The 15,102-nt window shown below is 67.5% G+C and carries 19 protein-coding genes and 1 pseudogene; 6 read left to right on the top strand and 14 right to left on the bottom strand.

The window, feature by feature from the left end; translation table 11 throughout:
- Positions 1-79: 79 nt before the first annotated feature.
- Both frr and IE134_RS28145 read left to right on the top strand, forming a co-directional pair.
- Complete coding sequence (gene frr / locus IE134_RS28150) at positions 80-637, top strand: ribosome recycling factor (RefSeq protein ID WP_030715651.1); 558 nt, start codon at positions 80-82, stop codon at positions 635-637.
- Positions 637-1,734: a phosphatidate cytidylyltransferase gene (locus tag IE134_RS28145; RefSeq protein ID WP_030715654.1), complete on the top strand. Its 1,098-nt coding sequence runs from the start codon at positions 637-639 to the stop codon at positions 1,732-1,734. Before frr ends, IE134_RS28145 begins: the two co-directional genes overlap by 1 nt.
- Positions 1,735-1,952: 218 nt before the next feature.
- Here IE134_RS28145 and IE134_RS28140 read toward each other — a convergent pair whose 3' ends face one another.
- The 11 genes and pseudogenes from IE134_RS28140 to IE134_RS28090 form a co-directional block, all read right to left on the bottom strand.
- The gene (locus tag IE134_RS28140) at positions 1,953-3,188 is read right to left on the bottom strand and encodes a tyrosine-type recombinase/integrase (protein WP_189432101.1); all 1,236 of its coding nucleotides are present in this window, start codon (positions 3,186-3,188) and stop codon (positions 1,953-1,955) included.
- Positions 3,188-3,394: a helix-turn-helix transcriptional regulator gene (locus IE134_RS28135; RefSeq protein ID WP_189432099.1), complete on the bottom strand. Its 207-nt coding sequence runs from the start codon at positions 3,392-3,394 to the stop codon at positions 3,188-3,190. Before IE134_RS28135 ends, IE134_RS28140 begins: the two co-directional genes overlap by 1 nt.
- Positions 3,388-4,715 (bottom strand): annotated as a pseudogene (gene repSA, locus IE134_RS28130) (replication initiator protein RepSA). Before repSA ends, IE134_RS28135 begins: the two are co-directional and overlap by 7 nt.
- A gap of 40 nt (positions 4,716-4,755) precedes the next feature.
- Positions 4,756-4,923, bottom strand: coding sequence for a hypothetical protein (locus IE134_RS28125; protein WP_189432097.1), 168 nt, complete (start codon positions 4,921-4,923; stop codon positions 4,756-4,758).
- Positions 4,924-5,013: 90 nt separating this feature from the next.
- Complete coding sequence (locus IE134_RS28120) at positions 5,014-5,337, bottom strand: SpdD-like protein (RefSeq protein WP_097984271.1); 324 nt, start codon at positions 5,335-5,337, stop codon at positions 5,014-5,016.
- A 24-nt stretch (positions 5,338-5,361) separates the two neighbouring features.
- Positions 5,362-5,517 carry a hypothetical protein gene (locus IE134_RS28115; RefSeq protein WP_097984273.1) on the bottom strand — a complete coding sequence of 52 codons (156 nt, stop codon included), beginning with the start codon at positions 5,515-5,517 and terminating at the stop codon, positions 5,362-5,364.
- A 12-nt stretch (positions 5,518-5,529) separates the two neighbouring features.
- Positions 5,530-5,721, bottom strand: coding sequence for a mobile element transfer protein (locus IE134_RS28110; protein ID WP_053750104.1), 192 nt, complete (start codon positions 5,719-5,721; stop codon positions 5,530-5,532).
- Positions 5,722-5,742: 21 nt separating this feature from the next.
- Complete coding sequence (locus IE134_RS28105) at positions 5,743-6,411, bottom strand: DUF2637 domain-containing protein (RefSeq protein WP_189432095.1); 669 nt, start codon at positions 6,409-6,411, stop codon at positions 5,743-5,745.
- A gap of 4 nt (positions 6,412-6,415) precedes the next feature.
- Positions 6,416-6,574, bottom strand: coding sequence for a hypothetical protein (locus IE134_RS28100; protein ID WP_189432093.1), 159 nt, complete (start codon positions 6,572-6,574; stop codon positions 6,416-6,418).
- An 82-nt stretch (positions 6,575-6,656) separates the two neighbouring features.
- On the bottom strand, positions 6,657-8,012 hold the full coding sequence (locus tag IE134_RS28095; protein ID WP_189432091.1) for an FtsK/SpoIIIE domain-containing protein: 1,356 nt from the start codon (positions 8,010-8,012) through the stop codon (positions 6,657-6,659).
- A gap of 2 nt (positions 8,013-8,014) precedes the next feature.
- A complete protein-coding gene (locus IE134_RS28090; protein WP_097984278.1) occupies positions 8,015-8,368 on the bottom strand; it encodes an SCO3933 family regulatory protein in 354 nt (117 codons plus the stop codon).
- A gap of 157 nt (positions 8,369-8,525) precedes the next feature.
- On the opposite strand from IE134_RS28090, the gene IE134_RS28085 reads away from it, so the two are divergent.
- Positions 8,526-9,257 (top strand): XRE family transcriptional regulator, encoded by a 732-nt coding sequence (locus IE134_RS28085; RefSeq protein ID WP_189432089.1) that lies wholly within the window; start codon positions 8,526-8,528, stop codon positions 9,255-9,257.
- A gap of 28 nt (positions 9,258-9,285) precedes the next feature.
- Positions 9,286-9,756 carry an NUDIX hydrolase gene (locus IE134_RS28080; RefSeq protein WP_189432086.1) on the top strand — a complete coding sequence of 157 codons (471 nt, stop codon included), beginning with the start codon at positions 9,286-9,288 and terminating at the stop codon, positions 9,754-9,756.
- Here the strand turns inward: IE134_RS28080 and IE134_RS28075 are convergent.
- The 3 genes from IE134_RS28075 to IE134_RS28065 all read right to left on the bottom strand — a co-directional run bounded on the left by IE134_RS28075 (position 9,744) and on the right by IE134_RS28065 (position 12,337).
- Positions 9,744-10,304: an HDIG domain-containing metalloprotein gene (locus IE134_RS28075; RefSeq protein ID WP_097984286.1), complete on the bottom strand. Its 561-nt coding sequence runs from the start codon at positions 10,302-10,304 to the stop codon at positions 9,744-9,746. The two genes, IE134_RS28080 and IE134_RS28075, sit on opposite strands and share 13 nt — an antisense overlap.
- Before the next feature lie 400 nt (positions 10,305-10,704).
- Entirely contained in the window at positions 10,705-11,556 is an 852-nt protein-coding gene (locus IE134_RS28070) for a hypothetical protein (RefSeq protein ID WP_189432084.1), read from the bottom strand.
- The gene (locus IE134_RS28065; protein ID WP_189432082.1) at positions 11,510-12,337 is read right to left on the bottom strand and encodes an SMODS domain-containing nucleotidyltransferase; all 828 of its coding nucleotides are present in this window, start codon (positions 12,335-12,337) and stop codon (positions 11,510-11,512) included. Before IE134_RS28065 ends, IE134_RS28070 begins: the two co-directional genes overlap by 47 nt.
- A 225-nt stretch (positions 12,338-12,562) precedes the next feature.
- Between IE134_RS28065 and rlmN the strand changes: the two genes are divergently transcribed.
- The gene (gene rlmN / locus IE134_RS28060) at positions 12,563-13,669 is read left to right on the top strand and encodes a dual-specificity RNA methyltransferase RlmN (protein WP_097984292.1); all 1,107 of its coding nucleotides are present in this window, start codon (positions 12,563-12,565) and stop codon (positions 13,667-13,669) included.
- Between the two features lie 295 nt (positions 13,670-13,964).
- Positions 13,965-15,062: a thiamine ABC transporter substrate-binding protein gene (locus IE134_RS28055; RefSeq protein WP_098017239.1), complete on the top strand. Its 1,098-nt coding sequence runs from the start codon at positions 13,965-13,967 to the stop codon at positions 15,060-15,062.
- The last annotated feature ends 40 nt before the right edge of the window (positions 15,063-15,102 follow it).

Below are 15,102 nucleotides of genomic sequence, written 5' to 3'. Positions count from 1 at the left end.
CAGGTGAGGACGCGACGCAGGACCCGCAGGGCGCGGCGATGACGACGCCGGGCCCACCCAAGACACGCAGGAGCACGTGGTGATCGAAGAAATCCTCCTCGAGGCCGAGGAGAAGATGGAGAAGGCCGTTGTCGTCGCGAAAGAGGACTTCGCCGCGATCCGTACCGGCCGCGCGCACCCGGCGATGTTCAACAAGATCGTCGCCGACTACTACGGCGCGCTGACCCCGATCAACCAGCTGGCCTCGTTCTCGGTTCCCGAGCCGCGGATGGCCGTCGTGACGCCGTTCGACAAGACCGCGCTGCGCAACATCGAGCAGGCGATCCGCGACTCCGACCTCGGCGTCAACCCGAGCAACGACGGCAACATCATCCGGGTGACCTTCCCCGAGCTCACCCAGGACCGCCGCAAGGAGTACATCAAGGTCGCCAAGACCAAGGCCGAGGACTCCAAGATCTCGATCCGCTCCATCCGCCGCAAGGCCAAGGAGAACCTCGACAAGCTCGTCAAGGACAAGGAGTCCGGCGAGGACGAGGTGCGCCGCGCCGAGAAGGAGCTCGACGACACCACCGCGAAGTACGTCACGCAGGTGGACGAGCTGCTCAAGCACAAGGAAGCCGAGCTGCTCGAAGTCTGATGAACGACTCTTCCTGGGGCGCCCCGCAAGGAGCCGGTTACTGGGGCACGCCCGAGATGAGGGCTGCCCCGGCGGGTCCTGCCCACGATGTGCACGGCGCCCAGCAGACTCGGCCCATGCCCATCGTGCCGGACGTTCCCGACGCAGGTAGAGACGCAGACAGCGAGCCGGAGAGCCGCGAGGACCGGGACGGGGACGCCGCACACATCAGCGGCCCCCTGTTCCGTGACGAGATGCCGCAGGAGCCCATGTCCACCCCGCTGCCGTCCCCGCCGCAGAAGAAGCGCGCGGGGCGTGATCTGCGCGCCGCCATAGGGGTCGGCGTGGGTCTCGGCGCCGTCATCGGCGTCTCGCTGTTCATCGTGAAGGCCGTCTTCATCGGCGTCATAGTGATCGCCGTCGTCGTCGGCCTGTGGGAGCTCACCTCCCGCCTCCAGGAACGCAAGGGCATCAAGGCGCCCCTGATCCCGCTGGCCGTCGGCGGAGCCGCGATGGTCGTCGCCGGTTACGCCCGGGGCCCCGAGGGCGCCTGGGTCGCCATGGCCCTGACCGCCCTCGCGGTGCTGGTCTGGCGGATGACCGAGCCACCGGAGGGGTATCTCAAGGACGTCACCGCCGGGGTCTTCGCGGCGTTCTACGTCCCCTTCCTGGCCACCTTCGTCGCCCTGCTGCTGACGGCGGACGACGGGTCGTGGCGGGTGCTGACCTTCCTCGTCCTCACGGTGGTCAGCGACACCGGGGCGTATGCGGTCGGCTGGCGCTTCGGCAAGCACAAGCTCGCCCCGCGCATCAGCCCCGGCAAGACCCGCGAGGGCCTGCTCGGCGCGGTCGCCTTCGCCATGGTCGCCGGCGCGCTCTGCATGGAGTTCCTGATCGACGACGGCGCCTGGTGGCAGGGCCTGCTGCTCGGCCTCGCGGTCGCGGCCAGCGCCACCCTGGGCGACCTGGGCGAGTCCATGATCAAGCGAGACCTCGGGATCAAGGACATGGGCACCCTGCTCCCCGGCCACGGCGGCATCATGGACCGGCTGGACTCGCTCCTGCCGACCGCCCCGGTGGTGTGGCTGCTGCTGGTGCTGTTCGTGGGCTCCGGCTGACCGCCACGGCACCCCGGGACCCCGTCCCACCTGCACGTTCCACGAGTGAGGGTCCGTCGTCCACAGGGCGTCGGGCCCTCACCCGTATGTCTGCCACACTGGATGAACCATGCCTAAGCCCGGAGAACTGATGTGCTCCGGGCACGAAGAAGCCCCCTACCAGCGGTTTTGTCGCCAGTAGGGGGCCGCCTTGTGGCCGGTGGGCCGTCGCTGGGCCGTCAGGGCTCTTGGGCCGTGCTGAAGATGCTGTCCAGGGCCCGGCGGGCACGCTCGCTGCTGCTAGGCATCAGGTGGGCGTAGACCCGCAGCGTCATCGCCGGATCGGAGTGCCCGAGGTATTCGCTCACGGCCTTGATGCTCTCGCCTGCGTCCAGGAGGACCGAGGCGTAGAAGTGGCGGAGGGCGTGCATTCCGTGCTGCCGGGCGGAGGCGTAGGGCCTGCCGGGCTCGGGCGTCGGGATGAGGCCGGCCGCGGCCAGGGCAGGCTTCCACTCCTGGATGTTGAAGTTGCTTCGCCAGACGATCCCGGCGGCCGTGTTGGTGAAGATCAGGCGCCGTTCGCTGAGCGGACCGTCCGGCCTGGCCCACGGCAGCTTGATGCTCACGGGCGCGTGACTCTTCATGTGCTGCCGCAGGGCGTAGGCGACTGAGGATGGCAGCGGTACGTCCCGCTCTTTGTTGCCCTTGGGCGGAGCGAAGACCGCGACGCCCCGGATCAGCTTCACCTGAGCGGTGACCCGAAGGGTGTCGCTGTCGAGCTGCAAAGTGTCTTCGGCCAGACCGATGATCTCGCCCTGACGGAGGCCGCAGCCGCTGCCGACGTCGACCATGGCTCGGTACCGCTCGGGCAGGCCGTCTCGGACCGCCCGCACCTGGGACGGGAGCCAGGGCACGACCCGGGAAGAGGAGACAGCGGGCGGGCGGACGGACGCAGCCGAGCACGGGTTCCGCGCGAGGTGGCCGTCATCCACGGCGGCCGACAGCACCGCACGGACGTTGGCGTAGATATTGCGGGCGTAGGTGCCGCCTATCGAGTCGTTTTCCAGGTCGCGAACGAACTCGCGGATGTGGACCGGGCGGAAAGACCCGAGCGGACGCGCCCCGATACGAGGGAAGGCGTGCAGCCGAAGGCGCGTTTCCGCTCCGATGCGGGTGTTCAGGTCGGTCGTCTGCCCGGCAATCCAGCGTTCCGCGTACTGCTGGAAGGTCGTCCGGGCAGCCTTGGGATCGACGTACTGGCCACGGGACATGTCGGCAGCGGTCTCGGCCAACCACTCTTCCGCCCGGCGCTTTTGACGGTCCGGGAAGGACTTGCTCTTCTCGGTGCCGTCAGGTCCGACGTACCGGGCCCGGTAGCGGAGCCCGTTGCCGTAGCGGTCGGTCTTGGCCTTTACCGGCTTGCCGTCCGAGCCGGGCTCGGTCCTGTACCAGCGATCTTGGATGTGGCCAGCCATCAGGCAGCCTCCCCAAGCTGTGAATCCACCCAGGCCCGTATGTCGCTCGGGTCGAAGCGAAGGTGCCGGCCGACGCGGAAGCCGCGCGGACCGGTGCGCTTGCGTCGCCACTGGTAGACCGTCTCGACGCTGGGAAGCTCGAACATCTCGACCAGGTCCTCAGGAGTTAAGAACCGGCTCGGCAGCTCTGAGGCCAAGGTCAGCACCCCCTTTCGTCGGCGAGCACTTCGAGCAGGGCCTCGCGGGCGGTTTCGCGGTTGAGCCGGAGGTCTCGCGCGATGGTGGCGGCGAGGGCAGATTCGCCGGGAGTGTGGCCGTGGCCGGCGTATTGCCAGTCGGCGAGGACGAGGACTGTGTCCGGCTCGCGCTCGTCCAGGTCGAGGTTTTGGCGTTCCTGGGCGGCGCGGTAGTCGGCGCGTGTCTGGCGGAGGGCGCCGAGGGTGGTCGAGTAGCGGCGGGACTTGGATGAGAAGTGGCCGCGGAAGCCGAGCATGTGAGCCCAGGCCCACAGGCGGCGGTCGGGATACAGCGGGTCGAGCCGCTTGCACGCTTCAATCAAGCGGCGGGTGTGCTCGGGGACCTGGTGGCGGTCGAGCTCGGAGAGTTCGCCGATGCGGCGGTCCAGGGTTCCGGTGTTCTCGGCTGCTTTGGTGGCGTACTTGGCGACGTACGAGGCAACGGCTTGTTCGGTGATGTCGGAGCCGTCGCCAAAGGCCTTGACCGGGCGTACATCGAGCTGGGTGCCCCAGCGGAAGGTACGGGCGGGCTGCTCGTCGGCGGCCGGGACGGAGACCGAGGTGTAGGAGTGTGCGGCGGTGGCGCGGATCGCGTCAGTCAGGAGGTCGACCGTGGCCCAGGACGGTGGCGGGGTGTCGGGGCCATCGGGGCCGTCGATGCGGATCACGGCGTGGAAGTGCAGAGCGCCGCGCTTCTGGAACTCGGCGACCTTTCCGTACGACAGGCGAGCCGCTTCCTTCAGCTCTCGCTGTGTCAAACCCGCGCGGGCGGCGACCTCGCGGCGGAGCCGATTGGTGAAGCGCTGCCACAGCTGGCCTGCGTGGTTGTTGAACAGGACGGCGCCAGCGTAGTCGTAGCTGGCCGGATCGAGGGCGGTGCCGAGGGCGGGATCGTCGGACAGGTGGCGGGTGCCGCAGCCGCAAGCGCCATGGTTGGGCGGTTGTGGACGCGGCCGAAGGACGGGGCGGTGAGGGTGGCGAAGACGCGGGGGTGGTCGCGGACGGTGGCAGGGATGGCGCGGCGGTCGTCTCCAGCCAGGCCCGCCCGGATGAGGTGATAGGTGTCGCCCGCGTATGTCCAGGCGCAGGAGGGACAGCGGGAGGCACGGCGGTTGCCGCAGGCGAGGCGGAGGCGTCCGCCCGGCTCGTTCTCGGTGGAGTAGTGATGCAGCGTCTCGCCGGTGACCTTGTCTTTGCCGATCGTCCAGCCGGTGAGGTGGATGGGGTCGGAGCAGCCGCCGGTGCGGCGGATCTGCTCGTGCCAGCGGTCGTAGTCGGACGCCGAAGCCACCCTCAGCAGGTCGCCGAGGGTGGTCGGGTCGAGCAGCAGGTCAGGCACGGGCGCCCTCCCGAGTGCTGCGGGTGAGGGTGGTGCCGGTGCCGTGGCAGGCCGGGCAGTGCGCGGTGATGGTGCGCAGGTGGCCGTTCTGGTCGCGGCCGCCGAGGGTGATGGCGGCGGAAGCGTATCCGTCGCAGTTGGGGCAGATGCGGTGCGTCATGCTGGGGGTTCCTTCCGGCTCTTCGGATTCGGAATGGGGCAGGGCTCCCGGGCGGCGGAGACTTGGCGGTTGAGGCCGCCCGGGGGCCGGTCAGTGGCGCTTGGCTTCGGTGCTGATGAGCGAGCGGATGACCAGGGCGCAGACTGCGACCGAGGCGCCGGTGACGGCGACCGCGAGGAGCATCGAGACCAGGACGGCGCCGACGACCAGGACCACGGCGGTGCCGCCACCGACGAGGGCAACGACGGCGCCCGGGGTGAGCTGGACGGTGGGCCGGGCAGACGCCGTAGCCGGGGCCGGCACGACCGGGGTGGTGGTCGGCTGGTGCTGGATGACTGCGGTCGGTTCGATGGCGGCGGGCGGGGTGATCAGGCCGGTCGGCTGGGGCATGGTCGGGATCTTCGGGCGGAACATCAGCGATCTCCCTTCGCGGGCGGGCTACTTGACGGCGGTGTCGATGACGGGGGCGAGGAGGCTGTCTGCGATGAGGTAGCCGCCGAGGAGGAGCACCAGGACCAGCCAGAGCGGCGGGCGGATGAGCTTGCAGCCGAGGTAGCCGATGGCGGCGAGGGCGAACCAGAGCGGGACTTCCATGGCGGTGGCCTCCTAGCGGGCGGTGCAGCGGTGGGTGCGGGCGGCGAGCTGGGCGGCGGTCTGGCTGGAGTAGTCGGCGGACCAGCCGCAGCGATCGTTGGTGCACACGGCGGCGTGCTTGGTGTGGCCGTGGCGGTCGCGGTGGGTGCCGATCTGCACGGGGCCGATCCGCATGACGGAGTGGAAGTGGTCGCGGGCAGGCATGTAGGTGGTTCTCCCTTCGGGTCAGGCGAGTTGGGCGGCGATGGCGTCGGCCAGCTGTGGCGGGACGCCGAGGCGGGCGCGCAGGGTGTCGCTGTCGATCGGCGCTCCGGTCCGGGCCTGGTGGTCGTCGGCGACCTTGCGGGCGTGGTCAACCAGCGCGGCCGGGACCGGAGGAGCGGGAACCGCGGGTGGAGCCGCGACGGGCTCAGGTGCGGGAAGGGCCGGAGCTTCCTCGACCGCAGGCACCGGGGGAGCGTCCAACTCCTCCGCTTCGGTCGCCGGTTCGGGGTCGAGGTGGAGCGCGGGTGCCGACGGATCCGGCACCTGGTCTCCGGCCGAGTGGGCGAGGAGAGTGCCGCCCATGAAGGCCAGGGCGGGCCAGGCGGCGACGAGAATGCGCAGCCAGGCGGGGACGTTGCCCAGGTCGAGGAGTCCGGCGGTGGCGACGTTAGCGCCTAGCGAAGCGATCAGGGCGATAACGAACCAGCACCAGGCCAGCCGGGACGGTCCATCAGTGCGAAGCCGTCGCCAGGCAGCGACGAGCAGCAGGTCGACCGAGACCGGGTAAGCCCAGGCCTTCCAGCCGTCCTGTCCGGCAGCGGCGGCGAGGTCATGCAGGTGGGCGAAGGACAGCGCTCCGGCGATGACGGCCTGGACCAGGACGGCGTCGATACGCAGTCGCGAGGACATCACGTCACTGGTCCTGGCCGGAGTCGGAGGCGTCTTCGGATTCCTCGTCGCGGTACTCGTCCATGACGTCCGGGGAGTTGCTCCAGGCGGACAGCAGGGCGGATTCCAGCGGATCGACCGGGCACGGGAGCGGGGAGTGCTCGGGGCACGGGTTCAGGCTCACGGGGGTCACTCCGTTTCGGGCATGGCTCGGGTATGGACCTGGCGCGAAGGCGGTCGCGCCGACCGAGGAAGCGAGGGAGGGGTCAGGCCGTAGCGGGAGCCGTCTTGGATAGCGGCACGCGGGCCGGGGGCAGCGGGGCGACGGCGGGGCGGAAGGCTGCCAGGGCGGGCAGTTCCGGGGTGCGCTCAGCGTGCTTGTTGCAGATGTTCACAGCCTCGCGCAGCGAGGTGTGCGGGGCGCGGATGCGGGACCAGCCGCCGGAGGCGTCGCCCGTAACGGCGATGCCGGGGGTGTCGGTGGGGATCTGGATGGCGGCGAGGACGGCGTCCGGGGCGATGTCGCCGAAGGCCATGTTGGCGGAGGATTCGTCGTTGACGCGGTGTGCGGTGCGGCCGGTGAGCTGGGCGCGGAGCATGGTGATGCCCTTGCCGAGTTCGGAGCCGAAGCGCTGTCCGCAGATTTCGAGGTATATGCCGGCGGCGCGGCCGAGCTGGGCGAGGCGGACCAGGGCGGTGATGATGCGGTCGCGTCGTTTCTCGTCGTCCTTCGAAGCGAAGAGGGCGAGTTCGGCGACCTCGTCGACCAGGACAACGACCGGGACCGGGCGCAGGTCGTCGGGCAGGTCCCAGATGTCGGCGGCGATCTCCGCATCCGGGACGTTCACCGTGATCCGTTGGTTGGCGCGGATCAGCTGGTAGACGTCCTCCATGTGCGTGACGAGCGCTTCGAGCAGGGCGAGGGCGGTGTCAGGGTTGTCGGCGAGCGCGGAGAACCGGCGTGCCAGCGGGAAGAGTTCCACCCCTTGCTTGCAGTCGATGCCCACCAACGCGACATCCAGCGAAGCCAGACCGGCGACCAGGTTGCGCTGGTAGACGGACTTCCCTGATTCCGTGGCGCCGAGGGTGAGGCCGTGCGGGACGGTCCGGTAGTCGCGGTAGTGCACCGATCCGTCCTCGCGCAGGGCGACCGGGACCCGCATCGGGCGGGCGTCGGTTTTGGCCGGCATCTGCACTCGCCTGAGCACGTCGTAGCCGGTCATCCGTACCTCGACCACGCCCGAGCGCAGCTCACGTGAAGTGACGCCGTACAGCGCGAAGGAGTGGCGAAGCCGGTCGGCGGACGCCGCGACGTCGAAGGCGTCCTGTCCGGGGCGCAGGCCCAGGCGGAGGACCAGGCCGGTGCGGGTGGGCCGTATCCGCAGGATCCGCGGAGGCCGGGACTGCGGGACCTCCCGGTTCGCCATCCGGGCCAGGGCCAGACGCCAGCGGGCAGGCGGGACGGTCAGCCCGCAGGCGTCCATGACCGAGGCGTAGCGGACCAGGACCCGCAGCGAGGCGAGGGTGACCCCGAAGGTCAGCCAGTACCAGGCGGGGCGCCGCCACCGCAGGAGACCCGCAGCGGCGACGACCAGCACTAGAGCGACCGTGAACCAGGTCATGATCAGGCAGCCTTCGGCTTCGAGGCAGCAGCGGCCAGCGAGGTCACGGCGACCGCGCGGAAGGCGATGCCGTGGCGCTTCTGACCGTTGAACTCGTTCTCCCACGCCGAGGCGACGAGGCCCGTCAGCGCGACCGGGGTGCCCATGGCCAGGTCCTCGGAGACGCCCGGCTGCGGAACGGTGAGCTTGAGGATCTCGACCTCGTCCGGGGTAGAGAACATGACCTCCACGGTCATGAGGGTCACGCCGTCCTTGTCGAGGGCGATCTCACCGGTACGGCGGTCCTTGATCTTCGGCTGCGGAGCCTTGGCGACCATCACGGTGGCGTTCGCGGTGTCCACGGGGATCTGACGCATCGTCTTGTCTCCTCAATCGGTGTGGTGTTGACCGACATCCCGTCGGTGAGATCAGGAGACCGCAGGAGAGGGTGGACGCATCACCGTCCGTATGGACGTTTGGGGACGTCTGAGTTATCGTCAAAACGTCCCTAGTGGTCCCGGTGGAGGGCACGTCATGGCGAATGAGCGTCTGCGCGCGGCAATTTCGGCGAAGGGCGAGACGATCCAGTCCGTTGCCGAGCACGTCGGAGTGGATCCCAAGAGCGTCGAGCGGTGGATCACCACCGGCCGCACTCCGCACCGCGGGCACCGCTGGAAGGCGGCGAGCCTCCTCGGAGCCGATGAGGTCTACATCTGGCCGTCCGTGGAGAAGCAGGCGGAGAAGGCCAGCACCTCCGAGCTGATCACGTACTACCCGCACCGTGGCGCGGTGCCCGCCCCGCTCTGGTCATCCCTGATCGAGAAGGCGACGGACCAGGTCGACATCCTCGTGTACGCCGGACTGTTCCTCTTCGACGGCAATCCGGACCTGCCCGACCAACTGGCCGAGAAGGCGAAGGCGGGAGCCCAGGTCCGTATCCTGCTCGGCGATCCCGACTCCGAAGCGGTCCGCCAGCGTGGCGAAGAGGAGGGCATCGGCGGCGATCTGGCCGCACGTGCCCGGATCACCCGCCGCTACCTAGAGCCCGCCATGTCGACGCCCGGGGTCGAAGTCCGGCTGCACGACACGATCCTCTACAACTCGATCTACCGGTTCGACGAGGACGTTCTCGTGAACCCGCACGTACTCGGAGCTCCCGCCGGCCAGAACCCGGTGATGCACTTCCGGTACCTCCCCGGAGCGCGGACCTTCCGGCACTACCTGCGGAGCTTCGACTACGCATGGGAGCGGGGCCGGGAGGCATAGCGGGCCCCGGACGTGCAACGCTGAACACATGGCCCGTGTTGACTACTTCAACGATCCCAATGCCCCGAAGGCGAACAGCCTTGTTCCCTCCGTGACCGCCGTGGCCCGCAATGAGGCCGGGGAAGTCCTGCTGATCCACAAGACCGACAACGACCTCTGGGCCCTGCCCGGAGGTGGCATCGACCTGGGCGAGTCAGCGCCCGGCGCAGCCGTACGCGAGACGAAGGAAGAAACTGGCTTCGACGTGGAGGTGACCGGCCTCGTCGGCATCTACACCAACCCCGAGCACGTCATGGCGTACGACGACGGCGAGGTCCGTCAACAGTTCTCCATCTGCTTCCACGCCCGCATCACCGGCGGCGAGCTGCGGACAAGCAGCGAGAGCAAGGAAGTGGCCTTCGTCGACCCGAGCAAGCTGGACCAGCTGAACATCCACCCATCGATGCGCATGCGGATCGAGCACGGCCTGGCCGACCGGGCGGAGCCTTACATCGGGTGATGAGCCATGCGGTCGCGGGTCCGTTCGACAGCGCCCCGAAGGTAGGGCCGCGCCTTGCTGATCGCGTTGTGCACCTCGCTGCCCGGCTCGTATCGAACAAGGATTTCGTCGATCCGGACGTCGAAGTCGAAGGACTGCCCGGCGGGGCCGGTCGTCATGTCGGCAAAGATCAGGGCGTCCAGGACCGGCGAGTCTTCCCGCTCGTAGACGGCCAGCTCTGCCGAGAGCTCGCGCTGCTCCGCCTCGTACACGGCTCCCGAGTGATGAGCGACCAGCCGCACCAGGCGCGCCGGCGCACCCAGCGATTCGAGGTGCCGAGCACCATCGAGGGGATGGAACCCGGTGTCACGCAGCTCGGGCGCGTAGCCGATGTCATGGAGCCATGCGGCTGCGACGAGGAGATCCCGGTCAGCTCCGGACACAGCCGCCGAGGCCTCGCGAGCCCGATTGGCCACGGCCTGAGTGTGCAGCCAACGGTTTCCGAGCGGAGGAAGCAGGGACTCGGCGAGTTCGGCCGCTCCCTGGGGTGTGTCCAGTGCAGAAGGCATGGATGGAACGGTAGCCGAGCCGAGCAGAGAGTCGACAGCCCACGTTCGAGCGGTTGCAGATCAGAGTGCGGTAAGACTTTCCCTACTTCATCAAGGCCCGCGCGCGGCGCGGGCGCGCGCCGCCTCTGCGGCGCGGCCTGCCTCCTGTCTCCGCCCCGGCTGGCCGCGCCCGGCGGCGCGCTCGGCGGCTGCGGGCATGAAGGGGGGGGAGACACCCTCTGTGGCTGGGGCGGTCGGCTCCACGGCTTTAGGCAGCCACTTTGGGGCGAGCCTCGAAGATCATGGCCCCAACGTCGTGCTTTAACGGGCAGGTCCACAGACTGCCCGACGCGCCGGAAGCTTACGGGGCCATGATCACTCGCCCCAAAGCAGCTCCAGCCCAAAGCCGCTCCGCCGACCTTCAGCTGGTTCCCCTCCTCGCCCAGAGGGCATTCACACGGTCCTTCTGACGCAGATAGACCCAGCTCGGAACCGGTGGTGCTCCCGAGGTGGCAATACAGTAGTCACCATAGGCTGACAAAACTGTGCCAATTTGTGACGTGGACAGTTCTTCCTCGGTGAAGGTTGCGAGCGAATCGAGACGTCGGTCAAGAATCTCGCTCTTTGATTCCGCTGATCTCCACGCCATGACTTCAGTCAGCTGCGTAAATGCTGCTCCAGATGCCAGGGCGACGACGATCAAGCGCGCCAGAATAATATCGTTCTCATCGGAGGTTATTGGGATAGCGATAAGGATAACTCCGACAGAGACAGTGGAAAATACCCACAGCATGCGTCCGTAATATTCTGCAGTCGATTTATATAGCTGCTTCCCCCAGAAGGCGTTTTCTTGGAGGTGATCACAGAGTCGCTTCATGCCGAGGGGGGCGGTGCTAGCGAAATAGTCCGACGGAACGGGGGCGGGGTGCGTTTCTCCTGCAGGTGGAGTTACGCGGCCAAACCAGTTATTGAGGTCGACCCGCTCTTCGATTGTGCCGAGAGCATCGAGCAGGAGCCCGCGGATTCGTCCCTCCTCGCCAGCCGAGTGGCATTTAGCCGCCCTGTTTCGCGTAACCCAAGATGACACCTGGACGCCCAAAGCGATGAGGGCAGGGATATAGGTTAGCGGATTCGTGATGAAGACCGATGTGACACTCAGGACAAAGGTTGCTACCTGGAGCCACCTGCTCGCCTTGTAGCCTGTCGCTGCTTTCTCAAGCTGCGCATTAGCCAGTGCGATGATTTCGTGAGACGACGCCTGCGAACTGGTCACCTAGCAAAATCCCCCAGTGATTGAGAGCCCCTCGCGTGTCTCCTTGCTGCTCGCACTGAAGGGCTCTATTGGCAATGATTCGCGCTTTCGAGATCAAGGCGGAGTGGCTGCTTTGGCGCTTCGTGGATGAAGATTCCGCATTTTCGAAGAATTCAACTATTGCGCGCGTGATAGACGGAATTTGACAAGGGAAGGTAGACGATGCAATATTTTCGATTTCGTACGATGCGATGGGCTGTCCATGTTCTTTACTCCACCACTTGACTATCTTAATAAGCTGGGTGAAGTTGTCCCCCAGTAGTTCGCCCTTTCGGTTTATCTTTTGATTGCGCTCCTCGGGGGCGTAAGTGTTCCATTCGGTTCGGTCGGCCGACGGGATCTTGTAGGTCGGCCCACCGGTAGGGTTGGTGGCATCGGGGATGGCGGGAATTACGTCTACCTCGGGACCACGGTTAAAGCTGATGCGAACCGTGTTTTCTGAGATGCCAGCTTCCTGATAGGTGGGCTTCAGGATGTTCAATAGGCTTGATGTGAGGGACTCGGGAGTGATTGTCGTAGGTGAGGGCTTGTTCAGTGTGGCGACGATGTCCACGTCGGAATATTTTTGAATCGCGGTTGAGCGAGCCATGGAGCCGGTAATTTTGCACTCTTGAACCGCAGTGTCTTGTGAAAGGAATTGGCAAATCTCTTTGGCGCGCTCTAGCGCAACATCAAGCTGATGTTGGCTCAAGCTGATGCTTCGAGCGAAGAGTTCGAAAGTTTTCTCCAGTGTGGCGTTCATGTGTTCGATGGGCTCGGATCCTCAAGTGGAGGGGACGTCAGGGCTGGTCCCAGGTCATCCTGCCCTAGGAGTCCTACAGCACGAGGACTGCTTGGAAGAACTTTCTCCGGGCCGTCCCTGGGCCGTACGAGGCTGACCAACGCCGACAGTCGGTACCCACAGGTGACCACCCCCACCCCGCTCTGGGCTGGGCCATCGGAGTTGATCTGCGACACTAGAAGGGTTATGCCTGCACCCGGAGAACTCACTTTCGTCGCGCCCCGCGGAGCCAAGAAGCCGCCGCGGCACCTCGCCGACCTCACGCCCGCCGAGCGCAAGGAAGCGGTCGCCGCGACCGGCGAGAAGCCGTTCCGCGCCCAGCAGCTCTCGCAGCACTACTTCGCGCGGTACGCGCACGACCCGGCCGAGTGGACCAACATCCCGGCCGCGTCGCGGGAGAAGCTCGCCGAGGCGCTGTTCCCCGAGCTGATGTCCGTGATCCGGCACATCAGCTGCGACGACGACACCACCCGTAAGACCCTGTGGAAGCTGCACGACGGGACGCTCGTCGAGTCCGTCCTGATGCGCTATCCGGACCGCGTCACGATGTGCATCTCCTCGCAGGCCGGCTGCGGGATGAACTGCCCCTTCTGCGCCACCGGGCAGGCCGGCCTCGACCGCAATCTGTCGACCGCCGAGATCGTGCACCAGATCGTCGACGGCATGCGCGCCCTGCGCGACGGTGAGGTGCCCGGCGGTCCCGCCCGGCTGTCCAACATCGTCTTCATGGGCATGGGCGAGCCGCTCGCCAACTACAAGCGGGTCGTCGGCGCCATCCGCCGGCTCACCGACCCCGAGCCGGACGGCCTCGGTCTCTCCCAGCGCGGGATCACCGTCTCCACCGTGGGCCTCGTCCCGGCCATGCTGCGCTTCGCCGACGAGGGCTTCAAGTGCCGCCTCGCCGTCTCGCTGCACGCCCCGGACGACGAGCTGCGCGACACCCTGGTCCCCGTCAACACCCGGTGGAAGGTCCGCGAGGTCCTGGACGCCGCCTGGGAGTACGCGGAGAAGTCCGGCCGCCGGATCTCCATCGAGTACGCCCTGATCCGCGACATCAACGACCAGGCCTGGCGCGGCGACCTGCTCGGCCGGCTTCTCAAGGGCAAGCGGGTGCACGTCAACCTGATCCCGCTGAACCCCACGCCCGGCTCCAAGTGGACCGCCTCGCGCCCCGAGGACGAGAAGGCGTTCGTCGAGGCCATCGCGGCCCACGGCGTGCCGGTCACCGTCCGGGACACCCGCGGTCAGGAGATCGACGGGGCCTGCGGTCAGCTGGCGGCCTCCGAGCGCTAGGAGGTTCCCGGGCGGGCGGTCTCCGGGCGCCCGCGACTCCCGGGCCTCTCCGGTCCGGCCGGAAACCACCGGTGTAGCCTGGGCCGAAATCAACTTCATATTCCGACAGGGGAGCGCCACAGCGCTGAGAGTGCGGCACCAAGGACAGGTTGGCCGCAGACCCTCTGAACCTCGCCCGGGTCATTCCGGGTAGGAAGTTCGGACCTTACTCAAGCTGTTGCGCCCTGCCCGCTTCCGGTTCGCCGGACAGCGGGTGGGGCCGCGTCTCTTCCTGGTCACCTCCAGGAGGAATCACATGAACACCACCACGAAGTACGCGGCGACCGCGCTCGCGGCGGCGCTCGGCGTCACCGTGCTCGCCGGCTGCGGCAGCGACGACGGCTCCGCGGGCTCCGGGGCGTCCAAGGGCAGCGGTTCCAAGACCGTGACCCTGGTCAGCCACGACTCCTTCAACGTCTCGGACGACGTGCTGAAGGCGTTCACGAAGGAGACCGGCTACACGGTCAAGACCCTCAAGAGCGGCGACGCCGGAGCCGCGCTCAACCAGGAGATCCTGACCAAGGGCTCCCCGCGCGGCGATGTCTTCTTCGGCGTCGACAACACCCTGCTCTCCCGCGCCCTCGACAACGGTCTCTTCACCGCGTACGAGGCCAAGGGCCTGGACCGCGTCGCGCCGGACACGCAGACGGACGAGAAGCACCGCGTCACGCCCGTCGACACCGGTGACATCTGCGTCAACTACGACAAGAAGTACTTCGCCGACAAGAAGCTCGCCCCGCCGAAGACCTTCGCGGACCTGCTGAAGCCCGCGTACAAGAACCTTCTCGTCACGGAGAACGCGGCCAGTTCCTCGCCCGGTCTCGGCTTCCTCCTCGGCACCATCGCCGCCGAGGGCGAGGACGGCTACGAGGCGTACTGGAAGAAGCTGAAGGCCAACGGCGTCAAGGTCGTCGACGGCTGGGAGCAGGCGTACAACGAGGAGTTCTCCGGCTCCGCCGGCGGCAAGAAGGCCAAGGCCGACCGGCCGCTCGTCGTCTCCTACGCCTCCAGCCCGCCCGTCGAGGTGCTCTACGCCGACCCCCAGCCGAAGGAGGCCCCCACCGGGGTCGCCACCGGCACCTGCTTCCGGCAGACCGAGTACGCCGGGCTGCTGACCGGGGCGAAGAACGAGGCGGGCGGCAAGGCGCTGCTGGACTTCATGATCAGCAAGACGTTCCAGGAGGACATGCCGCTGAACATGTTCGTCAACCCGGTCGTCAAGGACGCCGAGCTGCCGGAGCTGTTCACGAAGCACGGCGAGAAGGTCGACACGCCTCCCACCGTCACGCCCGAGAAGATCGCCGCCAACCGTGAGCAGTGGATCCAGTCGTGGCAGTCGCTGGTCCTGAAGTAGAGCCGAAGAAGGAAGCCGCCCGGCCCGCCGGCAGCGGGTC

Source organism: Streptomyces rubiginosohelvolus (assembly GCF_014649875.1).
Classification (GTDB): domain Bacteria; phylum Actinomycetota; class Actinomycetes; order Streptomycetales; family Streptomycetaceae; genus Streptomyces; species Streptomyces rubiginosohelvolus.
The sequence above is the reverse complement of the archived record's forward strand: the minus strand, read 5'-3'. Positions and strand labels throughout refer to the sequence as shown.